Annotated in this window: 17 protein-coding genes; 8 read left to right on the forward strand and 9 right to left on the reverse strand. The window is 63.8% G+C overall.

Annotated elements, in window-relative coordinates; translation table 11 throughout:
• Positions 1–48 precede the first annotated feature (48 nt).
• From IVB31_RS10070 to IVB31_RS10080, 3 genes are all read right to left on the reverse strand, one after another.
• Positions 49–282: a DUF2171 domain-containing protein gene (locus tag IVB31_RS10070; RefSeq protein ID WP_092229500.1), complete on the reverse strand. Its 234-nt coding sequence runs from the start codon at positions 280–282 to the stop codon at positions 49–51.
• 87 nt (positions 283–369) lie between these two features.
• A complete protein-coding gene (locus IVB31_RS10075) occupies positions 370–756 on the reverse strand; it encodes a nuclear transport factor 2 family protein (RefSeq protein ID WP_247321383.1) in 387 nt (128 codons plus the stop codon).
• Between the two features lie 14 nt (positions 757–770).
• Positions 771–2447, reverse strand: a complete 1677-nt coding sequence (locus IVB31_RS10080) for a glutamine--tRNA ligase/YqeY domain fusion protein (RefSeq protein ID WP_247321385.1) — start codon at positions 2445–2447, stop codon at positions 771–773.
• 155 nt (positions 2448–2602) lie between these two features.
• Here IVB31_RS10080 and gltX point away from each other — a divergent pair, with 155 nt between their 5' ends.
• Together gltX and gltA are read left to right on the forward strand one after the other, a co-directional pair.
• Positions 2603–4030 (forward strand): glutamate--tRNA ligase, encoded by a 1428-nt coding sequence (gene gltX / locus IVB31_RS10085; protein WP_247321387.1) that lies wholly within the window; start codon positions 2603–2605, stop codon positions 4028–4030.
• A 177-nt stretch (positions 4031–4207) separates the two neighbouring features.
• A complete protein-coding gene (gltA, locus tag IVB31_RS10090; protein ID WP_247321389.1) occupies positions 4208–5512 on the forward strand; it encodes a citrate synthase in 1305 nt (434 codons plus the stop codon).
• Positions 5513–5662: 150 nt separating this feature from the next.
• Here gltA and IVB31_RS10095 read toward each other — a convergent pair whose 3' ends face one another.
• Entirely contained in the window at positions 5663–6343 is a 681-nt protein-coding gene (locus IVB31_RS10095; protein WP_247321391.1) for a glutathione S-transferase, read from the reverse strand.
• A gap of 192 nt (positions 6344–6535) precedes the next feature.
• Between IVB31_RS10095 and IVB31_RS10100 the strand changes: the two genes are divergently transcribed.
• From IVB31_RS10100 to IVB31_RS10125, 6 genes are read left to right on the forward strand one after another with little or no spacing between them, the layout of a single operon-like run.
• Positions 6536–7714, forward strand: coding sequence for an ROK family transcriptional regulator (locus tag IVB31_RS10100; protein ID WP_247322086.1), 1179 nt, complete (start codon positions 6536–6538; stop codon positions 7712–7714).
• 60 nt (positions 7715–7774) lie between these two features.
• On the forward strand, positions 7775–9061 hold the full coding sequence (locus IVB31_RS10105) for an ABC transporter substrate-binding protein (RefSeq protein ID WP_247321393.1): 1287 nt from the start codon (positions 7775–7777) through the stop codon (positions 9059–9061).
• The gene (locus tag IVB31_RS10110) at positions 9058–9981 is read left to right on the forward strand and encodes a sugar ABC transporter permease (protein WP_247321401.1); all 924 of its coding nucleotides are present in this window, start codon (positions 9058–9060) and stop codon (positions 9979–9981) included. The genes IVB31_RS10105 and IVB31_RS10110 overlap by 4 nt, the downstream gene beginning before the upstream one ends.
• Positions 9974–10831, forward strand: a complete 858-nt coding sequence (locus tag IVB31_RS10115; protein WP_247321411.1) for a carbohydrate ABC transporter permease — start codon at positions 9974–9976, stop codon at positions 10829–10831. Before IVB31_RS10110 ends, IVB31_RS10115 begins: the two co-directional genes overlap by 8 nt.
• A 10-nt stretch (positions 10832–10841) precedes the next feature.
• Positions 10842–11951 carry a sn-glycerol-3-phosphate ABC transporter ATP-binding protein UgpC gene (gene ugpC, locus IVB31_RS10120; protein ID WP_247321413.1) on the forward strand — a complete coding sequence of 370 codons (1110 nt, stop codon included), beginning with the start codon at positions 10842–10844 and terminating at the stop codon, positions 11949–11951.
• Complete coding sequence (locus IVB31_RS10125; protein WP_247321415.1) at positions 11948–12715, forward strand: SDR family oxidoreductase; 768 nt, start codon at positions 11948–11950, stop codon at positions 12713–12715. Before ugpC ends, IVB31_RS10125 begins: the two co-directional genes overlap by 4 nt.
• Before the next feature lie 136 nt (positions 12716–12851).
• On the opposite strand, the gene IVB31_RS10130 is transcribed toward IVB31_RS10125, so the two are convergent.
• The 5 genes from IVB31_RS10130 to lpxA all read right to left on the reverse strand — a co-directional run bounded on the left by IVB31_RS10130 (position 12852) and on the right by lpxA (position 16794).
• A complete protein-coding gene (locus IVB31_RS10130) occupies positions 12852–13241 on the reverse strand; it encodes a nuclear transport factor 2 family protein (protein WP_247321417.1) in 390 nt (129 codons plus the stop codon).
• Positions 13242–13535: 294 nt separating this feature from the next.
• Positions 13536–13778, reverse strand: coding sequence for a hypothetical protein (locus IVB31_RS10135; RefSeq protein WP_247321419.1), 243 nt, complete (start codon positions 13776–13778; stop codon positions 13536–13538).
• A gap of 162 nt (positions 13779–13940) precedes the next feature.
• Entirely contained in the window at positions 13941–15125 is a 1185-nt protein-coding gene (gene lpxB, locus IVB31_RS10140) for a lipid-A-disaccharide synthase (RefSeq protein ID WP_247321421.1), read from the reverse strand.
• Positions 15122–15991, reverse strand: a complete 870-nt coding sequence (lpxI, locus tag IVB31_RS10145) for a UDP-2,3-diacylglucosamine diphosphatase LpxI (RefSeq protein ID WP_247321423.1) — start codon at positions 15989–15991, stop codon at positions 15122–15124. The genes lpxB and lpxI overlap by 4 nt, the downstream gene beginning before the upstream one ends.
• An 8-nt stretch (positions 15992–15999) precedes the next feature.
• A complete protein-coding gene (gene lpxA, locus IVB31_RS10150) occupies positions 16000–16794 on the reverse strand; it encodes an acyl-ACP--UDP-N-acetylglucosamine O-acyltransferase (protein WP_247321425.1) in 795 nt (264 codons plus the stop codon).
• Positions 16795–16866 lie beyond the last annotated feature (72 nt).

Here is a 16866-nt window from a genome sequence, read left to right on the forward strand (position 1 = left end):
TGCAGGCGGGCGAATAGCGGTACGGATCGGGAACGAAGGGACCCAGCCCTACTTTTCCTCTTCCATCGTCACGGCGACATCCGCCTTGGCCGATAGCCGGACCTTGTTGCCCTCGACATCGGCGACGAGGCCCTTGTCGATGAAGTGATGATGGCCCTTGTGGCTGCCCTCGCCGCTGTCCTTCTTGGTCAGCTTGATGCGATTGCCTTCGACCTTGTCGACGGTGCCAATATGGACGCCGTCGGCGCCGATGACTTCCATATGCTCTGCGATGTTCTGCATGGTGGGTTCCTTGTTTGGATCCACCCCAACGCGCGGAGCGTGCGTTCGTTCTCTCGCGGGAATGACGAAGCCGTGTGCGGCCGCTCGTCAGATCAGCGGCGCCTGCGACGAAGCGTGGTGATTGACGATCTTCCAGTCACCGTCCTCGCGGATGATGACCCAGCTCATCTTGACGACGAGGTCGGGACGCTCGCCGGCGAGGTCGAACGCAATAGTTGCGGCCATATTGATCAGATCAGGGCCGGCCTGGGCCGCCTGCACCTCGGAAAACACCGCGCTCGGCTTGCGCCAGCGCGGCAGGCCGTTGAAATAGTCGGCAACACCGTCCCTGCCCCGATAGAGTTTTGGGTTGGAGCCAAAGAAGAACGCCCTCTCTGCATAGAGCGACGACAGCGTGGCCGCGTCGAGCGTCGCGAAGCCGGCGCACCATTTCCCGATGACGGCGGAAACGATGGTGTCGGCTTCGTTGCTCATGTGCCCAATCCTTGTCAGCCCTTGGCGACTTCTTTCGCGAACGTATCGCGCAGACCGATGGTCCGCGAAAACACCGGCTTTCCCGGCGTCGAGTCCTTGTCGCGGATGAAATAGCCCTGGCGCTCGAACTGCATCGGCTCCGTCGAATTGCTCTCCGCAACCGATGCCTCGATCCGTGCGTCAGCGAGAATTTCCAGCGACTGCGGATTGAGGTCGGCCGCGAAGTTCGATGCGTCCGGGCTCGGGTTGGCGAACAGCTGATTGTAGATGCGGATTTCCGCGGGCACGGACGTCGCCGCCGGCAGCCAGTGCATAGTCGCCTTGACCTTGCGGCCGTCCGGCGCGTTGCCGCCCTTGGTCGCGGGATCGTAGGTGCAGCGCAGCTCCACCACCTCGCCCGCGTCATTCTTGATCACGCCGGTGCATTTGACGAAATAGGCATAGCGCAACCGCACCTCGTTGCCCGGCGACAGGCGGAAGAATTTTTTCGGCGGGTTCTCCATGAAATCGTCATGCTCGATGTAGATCTCGCGGCCAAACGTAATCTTGCGCGTGCCGGCGCTGGGATCGTCGGGGTGGTTGATCGCCTCGAGCTCCTCGACCTGCCCTTCCGGATAGTTCTCGATCACCACTTTCAGGGGCCGCAGCACGCCCATGCGCCGCTGTGAGCTGCGGTTCAGCTCCTCGCGGATGCAGAACTCGAGCATGCCGACGTCGACGACGCTGTTGGCCTTGGCGACGCCGATCCGCTTGACGAATTCGCGAAGGGCCGCCGGCGGCACGCCGCGGCGGCGCATCCCCGCCATGGTCGGCATGCGCGGATCATCCCAGCCCGCGACATGGCCCTCGCGGACGAGCTGGGTCAGCACGCGCTTGGACAGCAGCGTGTAGGTCAGGTTCAGCCGCGCGAATTCGTACTGATGCGGCTTCGACGGCACCGGCAGCTTTTCGATGAACCAATCGTAGAGCGGACGATGGTCCTCGAATTCCAGCGTGCAGATCGAGTGCGTGATGCCCTCGATTGCGTCCGACTGGCCGTGGGCATAGTCGTAGCTCGGATAGATGCTCCACTTGGTCCCGGTGCGCGGATGGTGCGCATGCAGGATGCGGTACAGCACGGGATCGCGCAGATTGATGTTGCCCGAGGACATGTCGATCTTGGCCCGCAGCACGCGCGCGCCGTTCGGGAATTCGCCCGCCTTCATGCGGCGGAACAAATCGAGGTTTTCATCCACGCTGCGGTCGCGGAACGGCGAGTTCTTGCCGGGCTCGGTCAGCGTGCCGCGCGCGAGGCGGATCTCCTCCTGGGTCTGGTCGTCGACATAGGCGAGCCCGTCGCGGATCAGCTTCTCCGCCCATTCGTACAGGCGGTCGAAATAATCCGAGGCGAAGAACAGGTTCTTGCCCCAGTCGTACCCGAGCCAGCGCACGTCGGCCTGGATGGAATCGATGTATTCCTGCTCTTCCTTGACCGGATTGGTGTCGTCGAAGCGCAGATGGCAGCGGCCCGGAAACTCCTGGGCGATGCCGAAATTGAGTGCGATCGACTTGGCGTGGCCGATATGCAAATAGCCGTTCGGCTCCGGCGGGAACCGGGTCACGATCTCCCTGTATTTGGCCTGGTCGAGGTCGGCCTGGATGATGTCACGAATGAAATCGCGCCCAACCTCGTTCGCCACCGGTTCTGTCATTACGAAAATCCTGTAGGGAAATCAGCGGTCCTTCTGCCAAATTCGCGTGGCTGAGCCAAGGGCTTAAGCATGGGCTTGGCGGTCCGCTGCCGGGCTTTAGTTATGCTCCGGTCCTGTTATATACCACCGCTTCCAATGCATAGGCCCTGCCAAGAATGACCGATTCCGTCGTCACCCGCTTTGCTCCTTCCCCGACCGGCTTCCTCCATATCGGGGGCGCCCGCACGGCGCTGTTCAACTGGCTCTATGCGAAGAAGCACGGCGGCAAGATGCTGCTCCGGATCGAGGATACCGACCGGGAGCGCTCCACGGAGGCTGCGATCGGCGCCATCCTCGACGGTTTGAAATGGCTGGAGCTCGACCATGATGGCGACGTCATCTACCAGTTCAGCCGCGCCGCCCGCCACCGCGAGGTCGCCGAGCAGCTGCTTGCCGACGGCAAGGCCTACCGTTGCTACGCCACCGCCGAAGAACTCACCGCCATGCGCGAGAAGGCGCGCGCCGAGGGCCGCACCCGCCTCTATGACGGGCTGTGGCGCGACCGCGATCCGGCAACCGCCCCGAGCGATGTCAAGCCGACGATCCGGCTGCGCGCGCCGCAGACTGGCGAGACCGTGATCGAGGACCAGGTCCAGGGCCGCGTGGTCTGGCAGAACGAGAACCTCGACGATCTCGTGCTGCTGCGCGGCGATGGCAACCCGACCTACATGCTCGCGGTGGTGGTCGACGACCATGACATGGGCGTCACCCATGTCATCCGCGGCGACGACCATCTGATCAACGCGGCCCGCCAGAAGCAGATCTACGACGCCATGGGCTGGGCCCTGCCGAGCATGTCCCACATTCCCCTGATCCACGGCCCGGACGGCTCAAAACTGTCCAAGCGCCACGGTGCACTCGGCGTCGATGCCTACCGCGCCATGGGATACCTCCCGGCCGCGCTCCGCAACTACCTGGTCCGGCTCGGCTGGAGCCATGGCGACCAGGAGATTTTTTCGACCGAGGAGATGATCGCGGCGTTCGACCTCGCCAGCGTCGGCCGCGGCGCGGCGCGCTTCGATTTCGCCAAGCTGGAAAACCTCAACGGCCACTACATCCGCCACGCCGACGATCAATCACTCGTGAAGGCGTTCGAGGACGTGCTCGACCACATCGTGCCCAGCCGCGACGAGATCAAGGCCAAGTTGAACGGCGCCACGCGTGCACAGCTTCTCAAGGCCATGCCGGCCCTGAAGGAGCGCGCCAAGACGCTGATCGAGCTGATCGACAGCGCCTATTTCATCTTTGCCGACCGGCCGCTGGAGCTCGATCCGAAGGCAGCGGCGCAGCTGACGGACGAGAACCGCAAGCTGATCGGCCAGCTTCATTCCGCGCTGGAGAATGTGGAGACGTGGAGCGGCGCCAGCACGGAAGCCGCGCTCCGTGCTTTTGCCGAGGAAAACAGTCTCAAGCTCGGCGCGGTCGCCCAGCCCTTGCGGGCCGCACTGACCGGCCGCACCACGTCGCCTGGTATATTCGAGGTTTTGGACGTGCTGGGACGCCAGGAAAGTCTGGGCCGGCTTGAGGATCAGGCCAAGGACTAGGCAAGACTGGGCAAGGACTAGCTACGACGTAAGTCGACCATGCGCGGCGCCATCTTGCAGCGCACACAGCAATAATATACCCATCTGACCCGTACCTTCTGGAACATCCGGCCTGCCCCATTATCTCATCGGGGCCTTCCGGGTCCGGCCCGTTTCACCACACATCGGGGACCTCTGATGGACGCAAAATCAAGCAATAAGACCGCCACGCTGACGGTCGGAAACAAGAATTACGATCTCCCGATCCACAGCGGCAGCGTCGGACCTGACGTCATCGATATCGGCAAGCTCTACGGCCAGTCCGGCCTGTTCACCTACGATCCCGGCTTCACCTCCACCGCGAGCTGCCAGTCCAAGATCACCTATATCGACGGCGACGCGGGCGTGCTGGAATACCGCGGCTACCCGATCGAGCAGCTCGCCGAGAACGGCGACTTCCTCGAGACCTGCTACCTGCTGCTCTACGGAGAGCTGCCGACCGCCGCGCAGAAGAAGGACTTCGACGACCGCGTGATCCATCACACGATGGTGCACGAGCAGATGGCCCGCTTCTTCCAGGGCTTCCGCCGCGACGCTCATCCGATGGCGGTGATGGTGGCGTCCGTCGGCGCGCTCGCCGCGTTCTACCACGATAGCACCGACATCAACGATCCCAAGCAGCGCATGATCGCTTCCATGCGCATGATCGCCAAGATCCCGACGCTTGCGGCGATGGCCTACAAGTACACGGTCGGCCAGCCCTTCGTGTATCCGAAGAACTCGCTCTCCTTCGCCGAGAACTTCCTCAACATGTGCTTCGCCGTGCCGTGCGAGGAGTACAAGATCAACCCGGTGCTGGCTGAAGCGCTGGACAAGATCTTCATCCTGCACGCCGACCACGAGCAGAACGCCTCGACCTCGACGGTGCGCATCGCCGGCTCATCCGGCGCCAACCCGTTCGCCTGCATCGCCGCCGGCATTGCCTGCCTCTGGGGCCCGGCGCATGGTGGCGCCAACGAAGCCGCACTGGCAATGCTCGCCGAAATCGGCAGCGTGGACAAGATCCCCGAGTTCATCGCCAAGGTGAAGGACAAGAACTCCGAAGTCCGCCTGATGGGCTTCGGCCATCGCGTCTACAAGAACTACGATCCGCGCGCCAAGATCATGCAGAAGATGTGTCACGCCGTGCTCAAGGAGACCGGCCATGGCGACGATCCGATGCTGAAGGTGGCGCTCGAGCTCGAGCGGATCGCGCTCAGCGACCAGTACTTCATCGACCGCAAGCTCTACCCGAACGTCGATTTCTATTCGGGCATCACGCTGAAGGCGATGGGCTTCCCGGTCTCGATGTTCACCGTGCTGTTCGCGGTCGCCCGCACCGTCGGCTGGATCAGCCAGTGGAGCGAGATGATCGAGGACCCGCAGCAGAAGATCGGCCGTCCGCGCCAGCTCTACACCGGCGTCACCAGCCGCGACTACGTGGCGATCAAGGACCGGAAGTAAGGTCCAGCCATTACTGCATTTCGAAACGGCGCCATCTCGCGATGGCGCCGTTTTTGTTTGCGGGACTTTGAGGGTGGGCAAGGCGAAGCGTGCACACCGCCTCTCCGCGACTGAGGAAAAAAAAAGTGAGCACACTTCGCTTTTCGGGCCCTACGATTGCGCGCTCGGCGCGCTGGTCGCAGAGCGGACCAGCGGCAACGAATTTCCAACCGGCATCATCTCATAGGGCTGCTTCCAACCCGGCAGCGCCGCAATCAGCCCGCGCCAGGCATCGATCGCCGGAAACGCCGCACGAAGATCGAACCCGGTCTCCTCGACCGGATAAAACAGATATCCAGCGAGCGAGAAGTCGATGATCGTCGGGCGGTCGCCTAGCATGAAGCGACGATCAGCGAGATGCTTCTCGACGATCGACAATGCGCCGTGCGTTCTCGCTCGCATATAAGCCAGCACATCCGGGTGTGGCGGCACCAGCGTCATGGAATGCAGAACCCGATGCGCGGCAAAGCTGCCAGTCAAACGGTGATTGTCGAACAACAGCCAGCGCGACATCTCAAACCGTTCTTCCGCATTCGACGGACCGAACACGCCATGGGTCTCGGCAAGCCATTCCAGGATCGCGCCTGACTGACTAAGGCGCCGGCCGTCCACTTCGAGCACCGGTATCTCACCCATCTCGTTGGTCGTGGCGCGCCAGGATGGATCGCGGGTCTCACCGCCTGCGAAGTCGACGCCAACCGGCTCCCAGTCGATCCCGGCGCAATTGAGAAACAGGGCGACCTTGAACGAATTGCCGGATGCGCTCACGCAGTGCAGCCGATATCGCGTCATTGGGCAGACCTCGTACGGGCTGGATCATCATCGCGATCATCTTCCCCGACTGCTGACAGCCTTATGGCAGCAGTCCTGGACAAGGGCGATTTGCTGCCGCGCACAACAACAAGTCCGGGCATCCCGCCTCGAACGCTCGACAGTCGAAATGCTCCGCGCGCATTCTTACACTAAGTAAGAATGACGACAGGGATGGAAATGCCGGAGCAGCCGAGAAGTCGGCGGCAGACGCGTGCTGCCATTTTGACTCATCTGCTGCAGTCGGGCGGTTCGTTTCGCCCGCCGCTGGCCAAGGCCGTGCGCCTGTCGGAAGCAAGCCTGTCGCGCATCCTGTTCGATCTGAAGGCCGACGGCCTGATCGAGGAAGTGCGGCGCCCTGCCCCCTATGTCGGCGGCCCGACGGGCCTCGTGTCGCTCGACGAGTCGGTGGCGCTCGCGGCCCTCGAGCTGAACAGCGGGTGGCTTAGCGTCGGCGTCGGCAGCCTGTCGGGCGAACTGCATGACACCGAGCGTGTGCCGCTGCCGAAGAAGCCGACCGTCGAGACCGTCGGCCGCGCGTTTCGCGAAGCAGTGACCTTGCTGCGCAACTGGACGCGGCGGCGCCGCGTCACGCTGGCGCAGATCGGCATCACGATTCCAGGCCTCGGCCGGTTGAGCGAGTTTGGCAATCCGATCATTCCCTGCCATGTCGGGCGTATCAGCGACATGCTCGGCGAGATGTTTGCGGGCGTGCCGGTCGAGTTCACCAACTCGGTGGTGGCGCATGCCATCTTTCACCGTTGCCGCACGGAAAACTATCCGTTCAGCGGCGCGCATCTCTTCGTTTTCGTCGGCCAGGGCGTCGCGGGCGCCTGGATGGACGATCCGATCGAGGACGGAGCGCTCCAGCCGGTCGAGCTCGGACACATGGTGTTCGGCACCGACGGACCACGGTGCCGCTGTGGCCATCATGGCTGCGTCGAAGCCTTTACCTCGCTGCCGGCGCTCGCCGAACTGCTCGGCGTGCCCGAGCCGGAGCTGCTCGAGCCTGGTAGCGATTGGGAGACCGCGATCCCGATCTCCTCGCGCGTGCGGCAGGAGCTGCGGCAACGGCTGTATCGCCTCGGCCTCGCGATCGGCAACACGCTGAACGTCAAGCCCTGTCACGGCGTGGCCATCTCCGGCTGGCCGTCCCTCCTTGCGGAGGACGATCGTAAGGCGCTGGGTGACGGTGTCGACGCTAGCCTGCTCGGCGGCCGCAAGCATGCGCAAGTGTCGCTCGCTTTCGTGCCGCCATCGAACGGCAATGATCCGCGGGCCGCGCTGGCGTTCGCGGCGTTCTGCCTCGCTTCCCGCGGCGGCATGGCGGCCGCATCGACGGAGGCCGCCTGAAACGCCCTGAGCCGGCGCGGCTTCAACGCGCCAACACGTTCACACCGGGAGGAACTTGCCATGCCGATCACGACAACAAGGCGCCGTCTGCTCGCCGGATCTGTGGCCACGCTCGCGCTGCCGGCCTTTGCCCGCGCGCAAGGCGCGCCCAAGCCGCGCCTGACCGCGATCTCGCAATGGTCCGCAGGCAGCGATGGCGCCGCGATCACGGCGCTCGGCAAGAAATTCGAGGAGAAGGGCGGCACCTGGCAGCACTCGCCCGTCCCCGGCTTCACCACCGAGATGATGAACAAGCTGCGTGCCCAGATCATCGCCGGCGATCCGCCGGCCTGTTCGCAGCTCAAGGGCCCCGAGATCGCGGCCTGGTCGAAGATTGCTCCGACCGTCGATCTCGACGCGCTTGTCGCTGCCGCCGGTTACGAAAAGGTCGTCGCTCCGGACCTTGCAAAATTGCACAAGCCGGGCGGCAAGTGGATCGCGCTGCCGTTGCAGATCTACAGCACCAACATGCTGTTTCTCTCCAAACGCGCGATGGACAAGGCCAAGGCCGACAAGATCCCCGTCACCTGGGCCGAGTTCAACGATCTCGCCGACAAGATGAAGGCGGGCGGCGTCGCCTATCCCGTCGCCAACGGTGGGACCCGCCCGGACGACGGGCAGAAGTTTGAAGCCGCCTTGGCAGGCATCAGTCCCGCCGTATACCGCGCGGCTATCATGAATCTCGACGAGAAGGCCCTGAAGGCCCCCGAGATCAAGGCTGCATTCGTGCAGGTCCGCAAGATTGCCAACTGGATGGACCCCAACGTCGGCGCCCAGCACTTTTCGACCAATCTGAAGCGTTTCGTCGACGGCGACATGGGCATGATGATCATGGGCGGTTGGGCGCAGGGCGTGTTGCGCAACGCCGGGTTCAAGTTCGAGGACTTCATGATCGCCCCGGGTCCCAGCGACAACGGCAAGCCGGTCTTCCTGTTGAATGCCGACGCCTTCATCTTCTGGCAGCGCAAAGAGCCCGATCTGCAGGCCGGTCAGGCGCTGATGGCCCAGCTCGTGATGGATCCGGCGATCCAGACGATGTATTCGCAGATCACGGGATCGATCCCCGTGCGCACCGATGTCGATCTGTCCGGCGAAGGCTGGTCGGACGGTCAACGGCGCACCGCAGCCGCGCTGAAAGACGCCATCGCCAGCAACCAGGCCGTCCTCAGTCTTGCGCACAACATGGCGCAGGAGAACGGTATGACGGCAGCGATGATCGACGTGATCACGGAGTACGTGAAGAACAAGACGATCACGCCGGAGCAAGCCGCCACACGGCTCGCCGAGGCGGTCGAGAGCTCACGTTGACCATCGCCGTCTCGACACGACCGGGTCGGCCGGCGGCTTCTGACTGGGTACGCCGGCTGCCCGAAGTTCTGACGATCTGGGTGCCGCTGCTGTTGTCCGCCGCGCACCTCATTGCGTTTACGCTGTGGACGATCTGGATATCGTTCACACCCTCCACTCTTGTCCCGGTTTCGGGCTGGGTGGGTTTGCGCAACTATTCCGCGGTCGCGGCATCGCGGAACTGGCAGATCGCTTTGGACAATCTGGTGCTGTTTGGCAGTGCCTTCGTGTTGCTCAGTCTGGCGACCGGCCTCATCCTTGCCATCCTGCTCGATCAGCGCATTCGCGGCGAGAACGTGCTGCGCTCCATCTTCCTCTATCCCCTGGCGGTGTCGTTCGTGGTCACCGGCACGGTCTGGAGCTGGCTGCTCAATCCCGGCCTTGGCATCCAGAAGCTGGTCCACGACCTCGGCTGGACCTCCTTCCGGTTCGACTGGCTGATCGACCGCGACATGGCCATCTGGACCATCGTGATCGCGGCGATCTGGCAATCCTCGGGTTTTGCCATGGCGCTCTTCCTCGCCGGCCTCCGCTCCGTCGATGCCGACCTGATCAAGGCCGCGCAGATCGACGGTGCCGGAGCTGTCAGGATGTACCGGCGCGTCATCCTGCCGACGCTTTGGCCGATCACCATCACCGTCATCGTCATCCAGCTGCAGTTCGCGATCTCGACCTTCGACCTCGTCCGCGCGCTCACCAATGGCGGGCCTGGCATCGCGACCCAGCTGCCGGCACTCGTCGTCTATGATCTGATGTTCCAGCGCAGCCTGCTCGGACGGGGCGCGGCGGCGGCAGTCCTCATGTTGCTGCTTCTTCTCGGAGTTTTGCTGCCCTACGCAGCGTGGCGTTATGTCCAGCGACGGCGGACGATCCATGCGTGAGCGAAGCGTCGCACCAAGCCGGATTCTGATCTATCTCATCCTGTCGCTGGTTGCTGCAGCATGGCTCGCGCCATTGGCTGTGGTCGTGCTGAACTCGCTCCGTACCAACGAGGAGATCGCGCAGGGTTCGATGATCGGCTGGCCGCAACATTTGGCCTGGAGCAACTACGCCGCCGCCTGGAGCGGTTTCTGCGTCGCCGAGACCTGCGCCGGCATCCGGCCGTACATGCTGAACTCCGCGCTCGTGACCGTTCCCGCGACCGTTTTCTCCACCCTGCTCGGCGCGATCGCCGGTTACGCCGTTTCGCTCTGGCGCTTTCGCGGCGACAGCTGGATTTACGGGATCGTCACGCTCGGCATCTTCCTTCCGCAGCAGATGCGTTTGCTGCCCTGGACCATCGTGCTGCGCGATACGGGCCTGATGAACACGCTCACCGGCCTGGTCCTGATCCACACGATCCAGGGGCTCTCCTTCACCCTCCTGTTCTGCCGAAACTACTACGTTGCCATTCCGCAGGAATTGATCAGAGCCGCGCGCATCGATGGCGCCGGGTTCTTTCGCATTTTCTGGCGCATCATCCTGCCGCTGTCGCCGCCGATCCTGGTCGTCACCGTGATCTGGCAGTTCACCCATATCTGGAACGAGTTTCTCTACGGCGTGACGTTCACGACCGGTCAGCAGCAGCCGGTCACCGCGGCGCTGATCGCGCTGTCCGCGGCGGTCGCCGACATCCCGCAGCATGGCGTGCAGAGCGCCGCGGTTATGATCGCCGCTCTGCCCACGCTGCTGATCTATCTGATCGGCGGCAAGTACTTCGTACGCGGCCTGACCGCGGGAGCCGTGAAATGATGGAGGGGTCATGGCCGCGTTGAGCATTCGGGCCCTGTCGAAACGCTACGCCAATCTGGAGGTGTTGAAGGGGATCAACCTCGACATCGAGAGCGGCGAGTTCACCGTGCTGGTCGGGCCCTCCGGCTGCGGCAAGTCCACGCTGCTCAACATCGTCGCCGGGCTCGACCGCCCGAGCGCAGGCACCGTGGAGATCGGCGGGCGCGTCGTCAACGACGTCCCGCCCAAGGATCGCGACATCGCCATGGTGTTCCAGTCCTACGCGCTCTACCCGTCGATGACGGTGCGCCAGAACATCACCTTCGGCATGGAATGCCGCCACGTGCCGAAGGCGGAGCAGGAGAAGGCGCTGGCGAACGTGGCCCGCCTGCTCCAGATCGAGCCCCTGCTCGGCCGCAAGCCGTCACAGCTCTCAGGTGGCCAGCGCCAGCGCGTGGCGATGGGCCGGGCGCTGGTGCGCGATCCCCTGCTGTTCCTGTTCGACGAGCCGCTCTCCAATCTCGACGCCAAGCTGCGCGTCGAGATGCGGATGGAGATCAAGCGGCTGCATCAGCGCATCGGCGCCACCATCGTCTATGTCACCCACGACCAGATCGAGGCGATGACGATGGCGACGCGGATCGCGGTGATGCACCGGGGCGTGGTGCAGCAGTTTGCCGATCCCGATACGGTGTATCGCTATCCCGCTAATCTGTTCGTTGCCCGCTTCATGGGCTCGCCGCCAATGAACACCATGCCGGCGCGGCTCGAGGGCGATGCCGATGGACTGGTGGTCGTGATCGGCACCGGGCGGCCGGATGAGATTCGTCTCCGCCTTCAGGGATACGACGCGGCGGCGCCGTTCGTCGGCCGCGAGGTGGTGTTCGGAATCAGGCCTGAATGCATCGCCGAGGGCAGCCGCGTGTTTTCCAGCGAGGCGCCCATCGTCGTCAACGCGCCGGTGGAGATGGTCGAACCCACCGGGGCCGAGACCATCGTTCTGCTGCGGCTGGGCGGCGAAGCGGCACTTGCGCGCATCTCGCCGGACATCCGCCCCACGCCCGGGACGCAAGCCCCCTTCGCACTCGATACGCGGCGCATCTGCCTGTTCGACCCCGAGACGGAGCGACTGATCGCATGACAAAGACGACCTATACCGGACTTGAGGACCGCGTGGTGTTGATCACCGGTGGCGCCAGCGGCATCGGTGCCGCCTTCGTGCGGGCGTTCGCGGCCCAAGGCGCCCGCGTCGCCTTCCTGGATCTCGACGAGGCAGCCGGCCGGACGCTCGTCGCGGAGGTAAAGGCCGCGTCCGGGACCGCACCATTGTTCGTGCCGTGCGATCTCCTCGACATCGACGCCTTGCGCGGCGCCATGGCGCAGGTCCGGGGATCGCTTGGCGATGCCGCAATCCTCGTCAACAACGCCGCCAACGATCAGCGTCAGGTGCTGGCCGAGGTGACGCCCGCCGAGTTCGATTGGATGATCGGCGTCAATCTCAAGCACGTCTTCTTTGCAGCTCAAGCCGTGGTGCCGCAGATGCAGGCACGCGGCGGCGGTTCGATCATCAACATGTCATCGATCGCCTGGATGCGCGGCGCGCCGGCGCTGCCGGTCTATGCCGCGGCAAAGGCCGCGATCGTCGGCTTCACCAACTCACTGGCCCGGTCGGTCGGTCCCGACCGCATCCGCGTCAACGCGATTGCGCCCGGCATGGTGATCACCGAGCGTCAGCGCCGGCTCTGGTATCCGGACGAGCAGAGCATCGCCGAGCTGCGCACGCGCCAGGCCATTCCCGACGCGGTGACACCCGAGGACATCGCCAACATGGCGCTGTTCCTCGCCTCCGACGAGAGCCAGCGCATCACGCGTCAGTGTTTCCAGGTCGACGCTGGTCTCGGCTAGAGCGGCACTCACAAACCCGAACTGCATCGTAGAGGTGCGCTCCGTATCCGATAGCAGTCGCGTTGGCGTACCTCACCCTGGGTCCGAGTTGGGCCACAAGCCGACGCACGGAAGACAGGCTCGCTTCGGCATCCTGCTAAGCGCGACCCTCGCCGTCATTTTCGACAAAGCCGCCCTTCGGAGCCTTGTGAGGCATATCCCATCCAAAGTAGACTTCCACCCGAACGATCTTGTCTCCGCGAGCGGTGGTCACCTCACAATTACGAAACCTGTGGCCCCCTGCAGCAGTTGCCTCATAGAGGATGACTGCTCGGTTTCCATCCTCGATCGCGATCACTTCATCGAACGAACTGGTTTTTTCGCTGTTGGGCCAGCAGCGGCGCAGATAAGTCGCACGATCCAACTCATTATCGATTGGACTTGAGAAGTGATAATCGTCCGCAAGAAGCGCTTCGATTGCGGTCCGATCCTTATGGACGTATGCCTTTAACCTGGCACGTGCCAGATCGAGCGTGCTTTTCGTCATGGCATTTTTCCTTAGAGTTCGACCGAACGAAAGGCCGACCGCAACTCCTCAACAAGCTCGGGGGCCTCAAGCTGGACCAAGCTGGCCTCGTGCCAGGATAGAAACGACATCAGATAAACTTGAGCCTCAACAACTTTCGGTAAAAATTGTTCCGGGCTCACGCTGCGCGCGCTTGCCAGACTCTGTTGAATTCCGCTCAGGGTCAAAAGCTGTCTCGCGCAACATGCCACGACAGGTCCGCTACGGGCCCACAAGCGGAACTTCGCGCGACCGCCTTGCTCAAGCCGATGAGACCTAGAAAAGTCCGATCACAAAAATCCAAAAACAATAAGCTATTTCATTTCTGATCATCCAACCGCGATATTTTTGCCCTTCTTCATTGAACAACGCTTTGTCCAGTTGCCCGGCGAACTTTCGGAAGAACATCACCCCCTTGCGTTCGACGCCGGGAGCTGAGTTTCGTAGGGCGTGCACTCCTAGATAGAGCTCAAGTCCGGCGAAGACCGCCGCACCAAAGATCCAGATATAGACTGCCATCGGATCGGCTCCCTTGCGGTCTCGGATTTACAATGGCCATCAAGCTGCGCAAAGTCTTGGCTTTGATACGCCTCGTCCGCTGTGGATCAAAAGCCGCCGATCACGCCCAAGGTGGGAGACTTCCGCTTTGCGCTGGTAAGCCGACGTCCATGAGTACATGTCCTAGCTTGTTTGCCGGCCCTTGCGCATCGTTGCGAGCACGATGTCGGCGGCAAGAACGCTCGGCGACTTGTTGCCGGTCGACATGATCTGATCGAGCTGGGCGAACGCTTCGACCTGCCGCTTGCGCAGCGGTGAGTCCGTCAGCAGCTCCGATAGCGCAGGCGCCAGCCTCTCCGGCGTGCACTCCTCCTGCAGAAACTCCGGAATGACATCCTTGCCGATCACCAGATTGGCGAGGATCACCGAGGAGACGTTGACGGCGCGGCGCAGGATGAAGGCTTCGATCGCGCTGACGCGATAGGCCGTCACCATCGGAATGCCCGACAGCGCGAGCTCCAGCGTCACCGTGCCGGACTTTGCCAGCGCGGCATGCGCGATCCGGAAGGCCGCCCGCTTCTCGCTCTCGCCGACCACGATTTGAGGCTTGACCGGCCAGCTCGCGATCCCTTCGCGGATGGTGGCTTCGAGATGCGGCATGGTCGGCAGCATCAGTTCGAACGCGCGGGTTTCCGCCCGCAATCGGCCGAGCGTCGCGCCGAACACGCCGAGATGGTGCCTGATCTCGCTGCGGCGGCTGCCGGGCAGCACCAGCAAAACCGGCGGCTCGCCATCGCGGCGTTTCTGCTCCTCCGCGTTCGGCCGCAGCGAGGGCAATTGCTCGACCAGGGGATGGCCGACATAGCTGCATGGCGGCCCGCCGAGCTTGCGATATTCCTCCGGCTCGAACGGCAACAGGCCGAGCACGTGATCGACATAGCCGAGCATGGTCCGCGCCCGTCCCGGTCGCCAGGCCCAGAGCTGCGGCGAGACATAGTCGACGACCGGGATCGCAGGATTGCGCGCCCGCACCCGGCGGGCGACACGGTGGGTGAAGTCGGGACTGTCGATGATGACGAGCGCGTCGGGCGCGGCCTCCGCTACGGCGTCCACGATCTCGCGGATCAGCCGCAGGATCTTTGGCAATTGCTGCATCACCGCGGCGAACCCGACGATCGAGAGTTCCTCGATCGGAAACAGCGAGTCCAGCCCCTCACGCGCCATGGTGCGGCCGCCGACGCCGACGAACTGCACGCCGTCGCCGAGCCGCTGGCGCAGCACCTTCATCAAGGCGCTGCCGAGCCGGTCGCCGGATTCCTCCGTCGCGATCAGGAATATCTTGCGCTTGGGATCGCGGCCTTGCATCACGCCGGCAGGCCGATGACGAAGAGATATTTGGCGTCGGCGAGCGCGATCATCGCCTGCGGCTCGGCGGCGATGGTGTTGCCGGCGATGACGGCGATCCCGGCGAGCCCTGCGGCGGCAACGCCCTCGAGGGTGCGCGGACCGATCGTCGGCAGGTCGAAGCGTAAATCCTGCCCGCTCTTCGGGACCTTCACCAGCACGCCCCGCCCGGTGGCAGCGCGGATCCGGCCCTCTTCGCGCAGGCGCGCCACGCGCGCGAGCAGCGCGTCGGTGCCCTCGATATCCTCGACGGCCACCACATGGCCGTCGATCACGACCGCAGCCTGGCCGATGTCGAACGGACCGAGCGCGGTCAGCACCGCGCGGCCACGCTCGATGTCCGTCTTGCCGGTATCGCTCGGCCAGGCGCGGCTGATGCAGCCCTCGGGCATCAAGAGGTCGGGCGCGACATCCTTGATGCCGACCATGCGAAAGCCGCCCTCCTCAAGAATGCGCCCGACGCCGGACAACAAATGATCGTCGCCACCACGGAAGGCGCGGATGACATTGCCGAGCAGCCGGAGCGTTGTGAAGTCGACCCGGACCTCCGAGAGCGAAGGCCGGACCAGCGTGCCGATGAAGATCAGGTCGCGGCAACCTTCCTCGCGAAACAGCCGCATGGCGCGGCCAAGCTGGCCGACCGAAATCCAGCGGTGACGGAATTTCTCCACCCGCGCCGGATCGCAGGCCCCCCGAAGGGGAAACAGCACCGGCGTAATGCCGCGCGCGGCGAGCGAGTCGGCGACCGCGAACGGCATCGCGCCGCCGCCCGCGACCACGCCGATCGGTGATGGGATCTCCGAAGCCGCCGATGTCGCGCCCGCGGCCATCTCCGAACTCACTTCGCGAGGGCGGGAAGACAGAGCGGGCGATGCTTGCCCTTGCCGATGAAGTCGAGGATCTCGGCGATCGCGGGATCCTCGTCGGCGAGCGGCTGCACCGCCGCGATCCGCTCGGCGAACATGCCGGGACCGTGGAAGAGTTTTTGGTAGAACGCACGCACGGTGGCGAGGCGCTGCTTGGTGAACTTGCGCCGCTTCATGCCGATCAGATTGAGGCCTTCCAGCGCCGCATATTGGCCGTTGACCAGCCCGAACGGAATGACGTCGTCGCGCACGCCGCAAACGCCGCCGACCATCACCTGCGGGCCGATGCGGGTGAACTGGTGCACCGCGGACAGACCGCCGATATAGACGGCATCGCCGATCTCGCAGTGGCCGCCGAGCGTCGCCGAGGTCGCGAAGATCACGTTGTTGCCGACCATGCAGTCATGGCCGACATGGCTGTTGTTCATGAAGTAGCCGCCGCTGCCGACGCGTGTCAGGCCGCCACCCTTGATGGTACCGACATTCATCGTCGCGCCTTCGCGGATGGTGCAGCCGGAGCCGATCTCGAGCCTCGTCGGCTCGCCCTTGTAGCTGAGATCCTGGGGCGCGCCGCCCAGCACTGCGAACGGCGAGATCACGCAGCCTTCACCGACGGAGGTATGGCCGATGACGGTGACCTGTCCGATCAGCTTGCAATTCGCGCCGATCACGACATGCGGGCCGATGATGCAATAGGGTCCGATCTCGGTGCCCTCGCCGATCGCGGCGCCGTCCGCGACCCGTGCGGTGGGATCAATCTTGCTCATCAAGCAATCTAACTCATCAAGAAGGTCTGGTTATATGTTGAAGTCATTCGGTTTTCCGGTGGTTAGCGCGAC

Source organism: Bradyrhizobium sp. 21 (assembly GCF_023073335.1).
GTDB lineage: Bacteria > Pseudomonadota > Alphaproteobacteria > Rhizobiales > Xanthobacteraceae > Bradyrhizobium.

What these genes read in the sequence shown, in the direction of transcription:
- IVB31_RS10070 (WP_092229500.1), bottom strand. Translation starts at nt 282, where the DNA reads ATGCAGAACATCGCAGAGCATATGGAAGTCATCGGCGCCGACGGCGTC.
- IVB31_RS10135 (WP_247321419.1), bottom strand. Translation starts at nt 13,778, where the DNA reads ATGGCAGTCTATATCTGGATCTTTGGTGCGGCGGTCTTCGCCGGACTT.
- IVB31_RS10080 (WP_247321385.1), bottom strand. Translation starts at nt 2,447, where the DNA reads ATGACAGAACCGGTGGCGAACGAGGTTGGGCGCGATTTCATTCGTGAC.
- lpxA (WP_247321425.1), bottom strand. Translation starts at nt 16,794, where the DNA reads ATGAGCAAGATTGATCCCACCGCACGGGTCGCGGACGGCGCCGCGATC.
- IVB31_RS10130 (WP_247321417.1), bottom strand. Translation starts at nt 13,241, where the DNA reads ATGACGAAAAGCACGCTCGATCTGGCACGTGCCAGGTTAAAGGCATAC.
- gltA (WP_247321389.1), top strand. Translation starts at nt 4,208, where the DNA reads ATGGACGCAAAATCAAGCAATAAGACCGCCACGCTGACGGTCGGAAAC.
- gltX (WP_247321387.1), top strand. Translation starts at nt 2,603, where the DNA reads ATGACCGATTCCGTCGTCACCCGCTTTGCTCCTTCCCCGACCGGCTTC.
- ugpC (WP_247321413.1), top strand. Translation starts at nt 10,842, where the DNA reads ATGGCCGCGTTGAGCATTCGGGCCCTGTCGAAACGCTACGCCAATCTG.
- IVB31_RS10095 (WP_247321391.1), bottom strand. Translation starts at nt 6,343, where the DNA reads ATGACGCGATATCGGCTGCACTGCGTGAGCGCATCCGGCAATTCGTTC.
- lpxI (WP_247321423.1), bottom strand. Translation starts at nt 15,991, where the DNA reads ATGGCCGCGGGCGCGACATCGGCGGCTTCGGAGATCCCATCACCGATC.
- IVB31_RS10115 (WP_247321411.1), top strand. Translation starts at nt 9,974, where the DNA reads ATGCGTGAGCGAAGCGTCGCACCAAGCCGGATTCTGATCTATCTCATC.
- IVB31_RS10100 (WP_247322086.1), top strand. Translation starts at nt 6,536, where the DNA reads ATGGAAATGCCGGAGCAGCCGAGAAGTCGGCGGCAGACGCGTGCTGCC.
- IVB31_RS10105 (WP_247321393.1), top strand. Translation starts at nt 7,775, where the DNA reads ATGCCGATCACGACAACAAGGCGCCGTCTGCTCGCCGGATCTGTGGCC.
- IVB31_RS10075 (WP_247321383.1), bottom strand. Translation starts at nt 756, where the DNA reads ATGAGCAACGAAGCCGACACCATCGTTTCCGCCGTCATCGGGAAATGG.
- IVB31_RS10125 (WP_247321415.1), top strand. Translation starts at nt 11,948, where the DNA reads ATGACAAAGACGACCTATACCGGACTTGAGGACCGCGTGGTGTTGATC.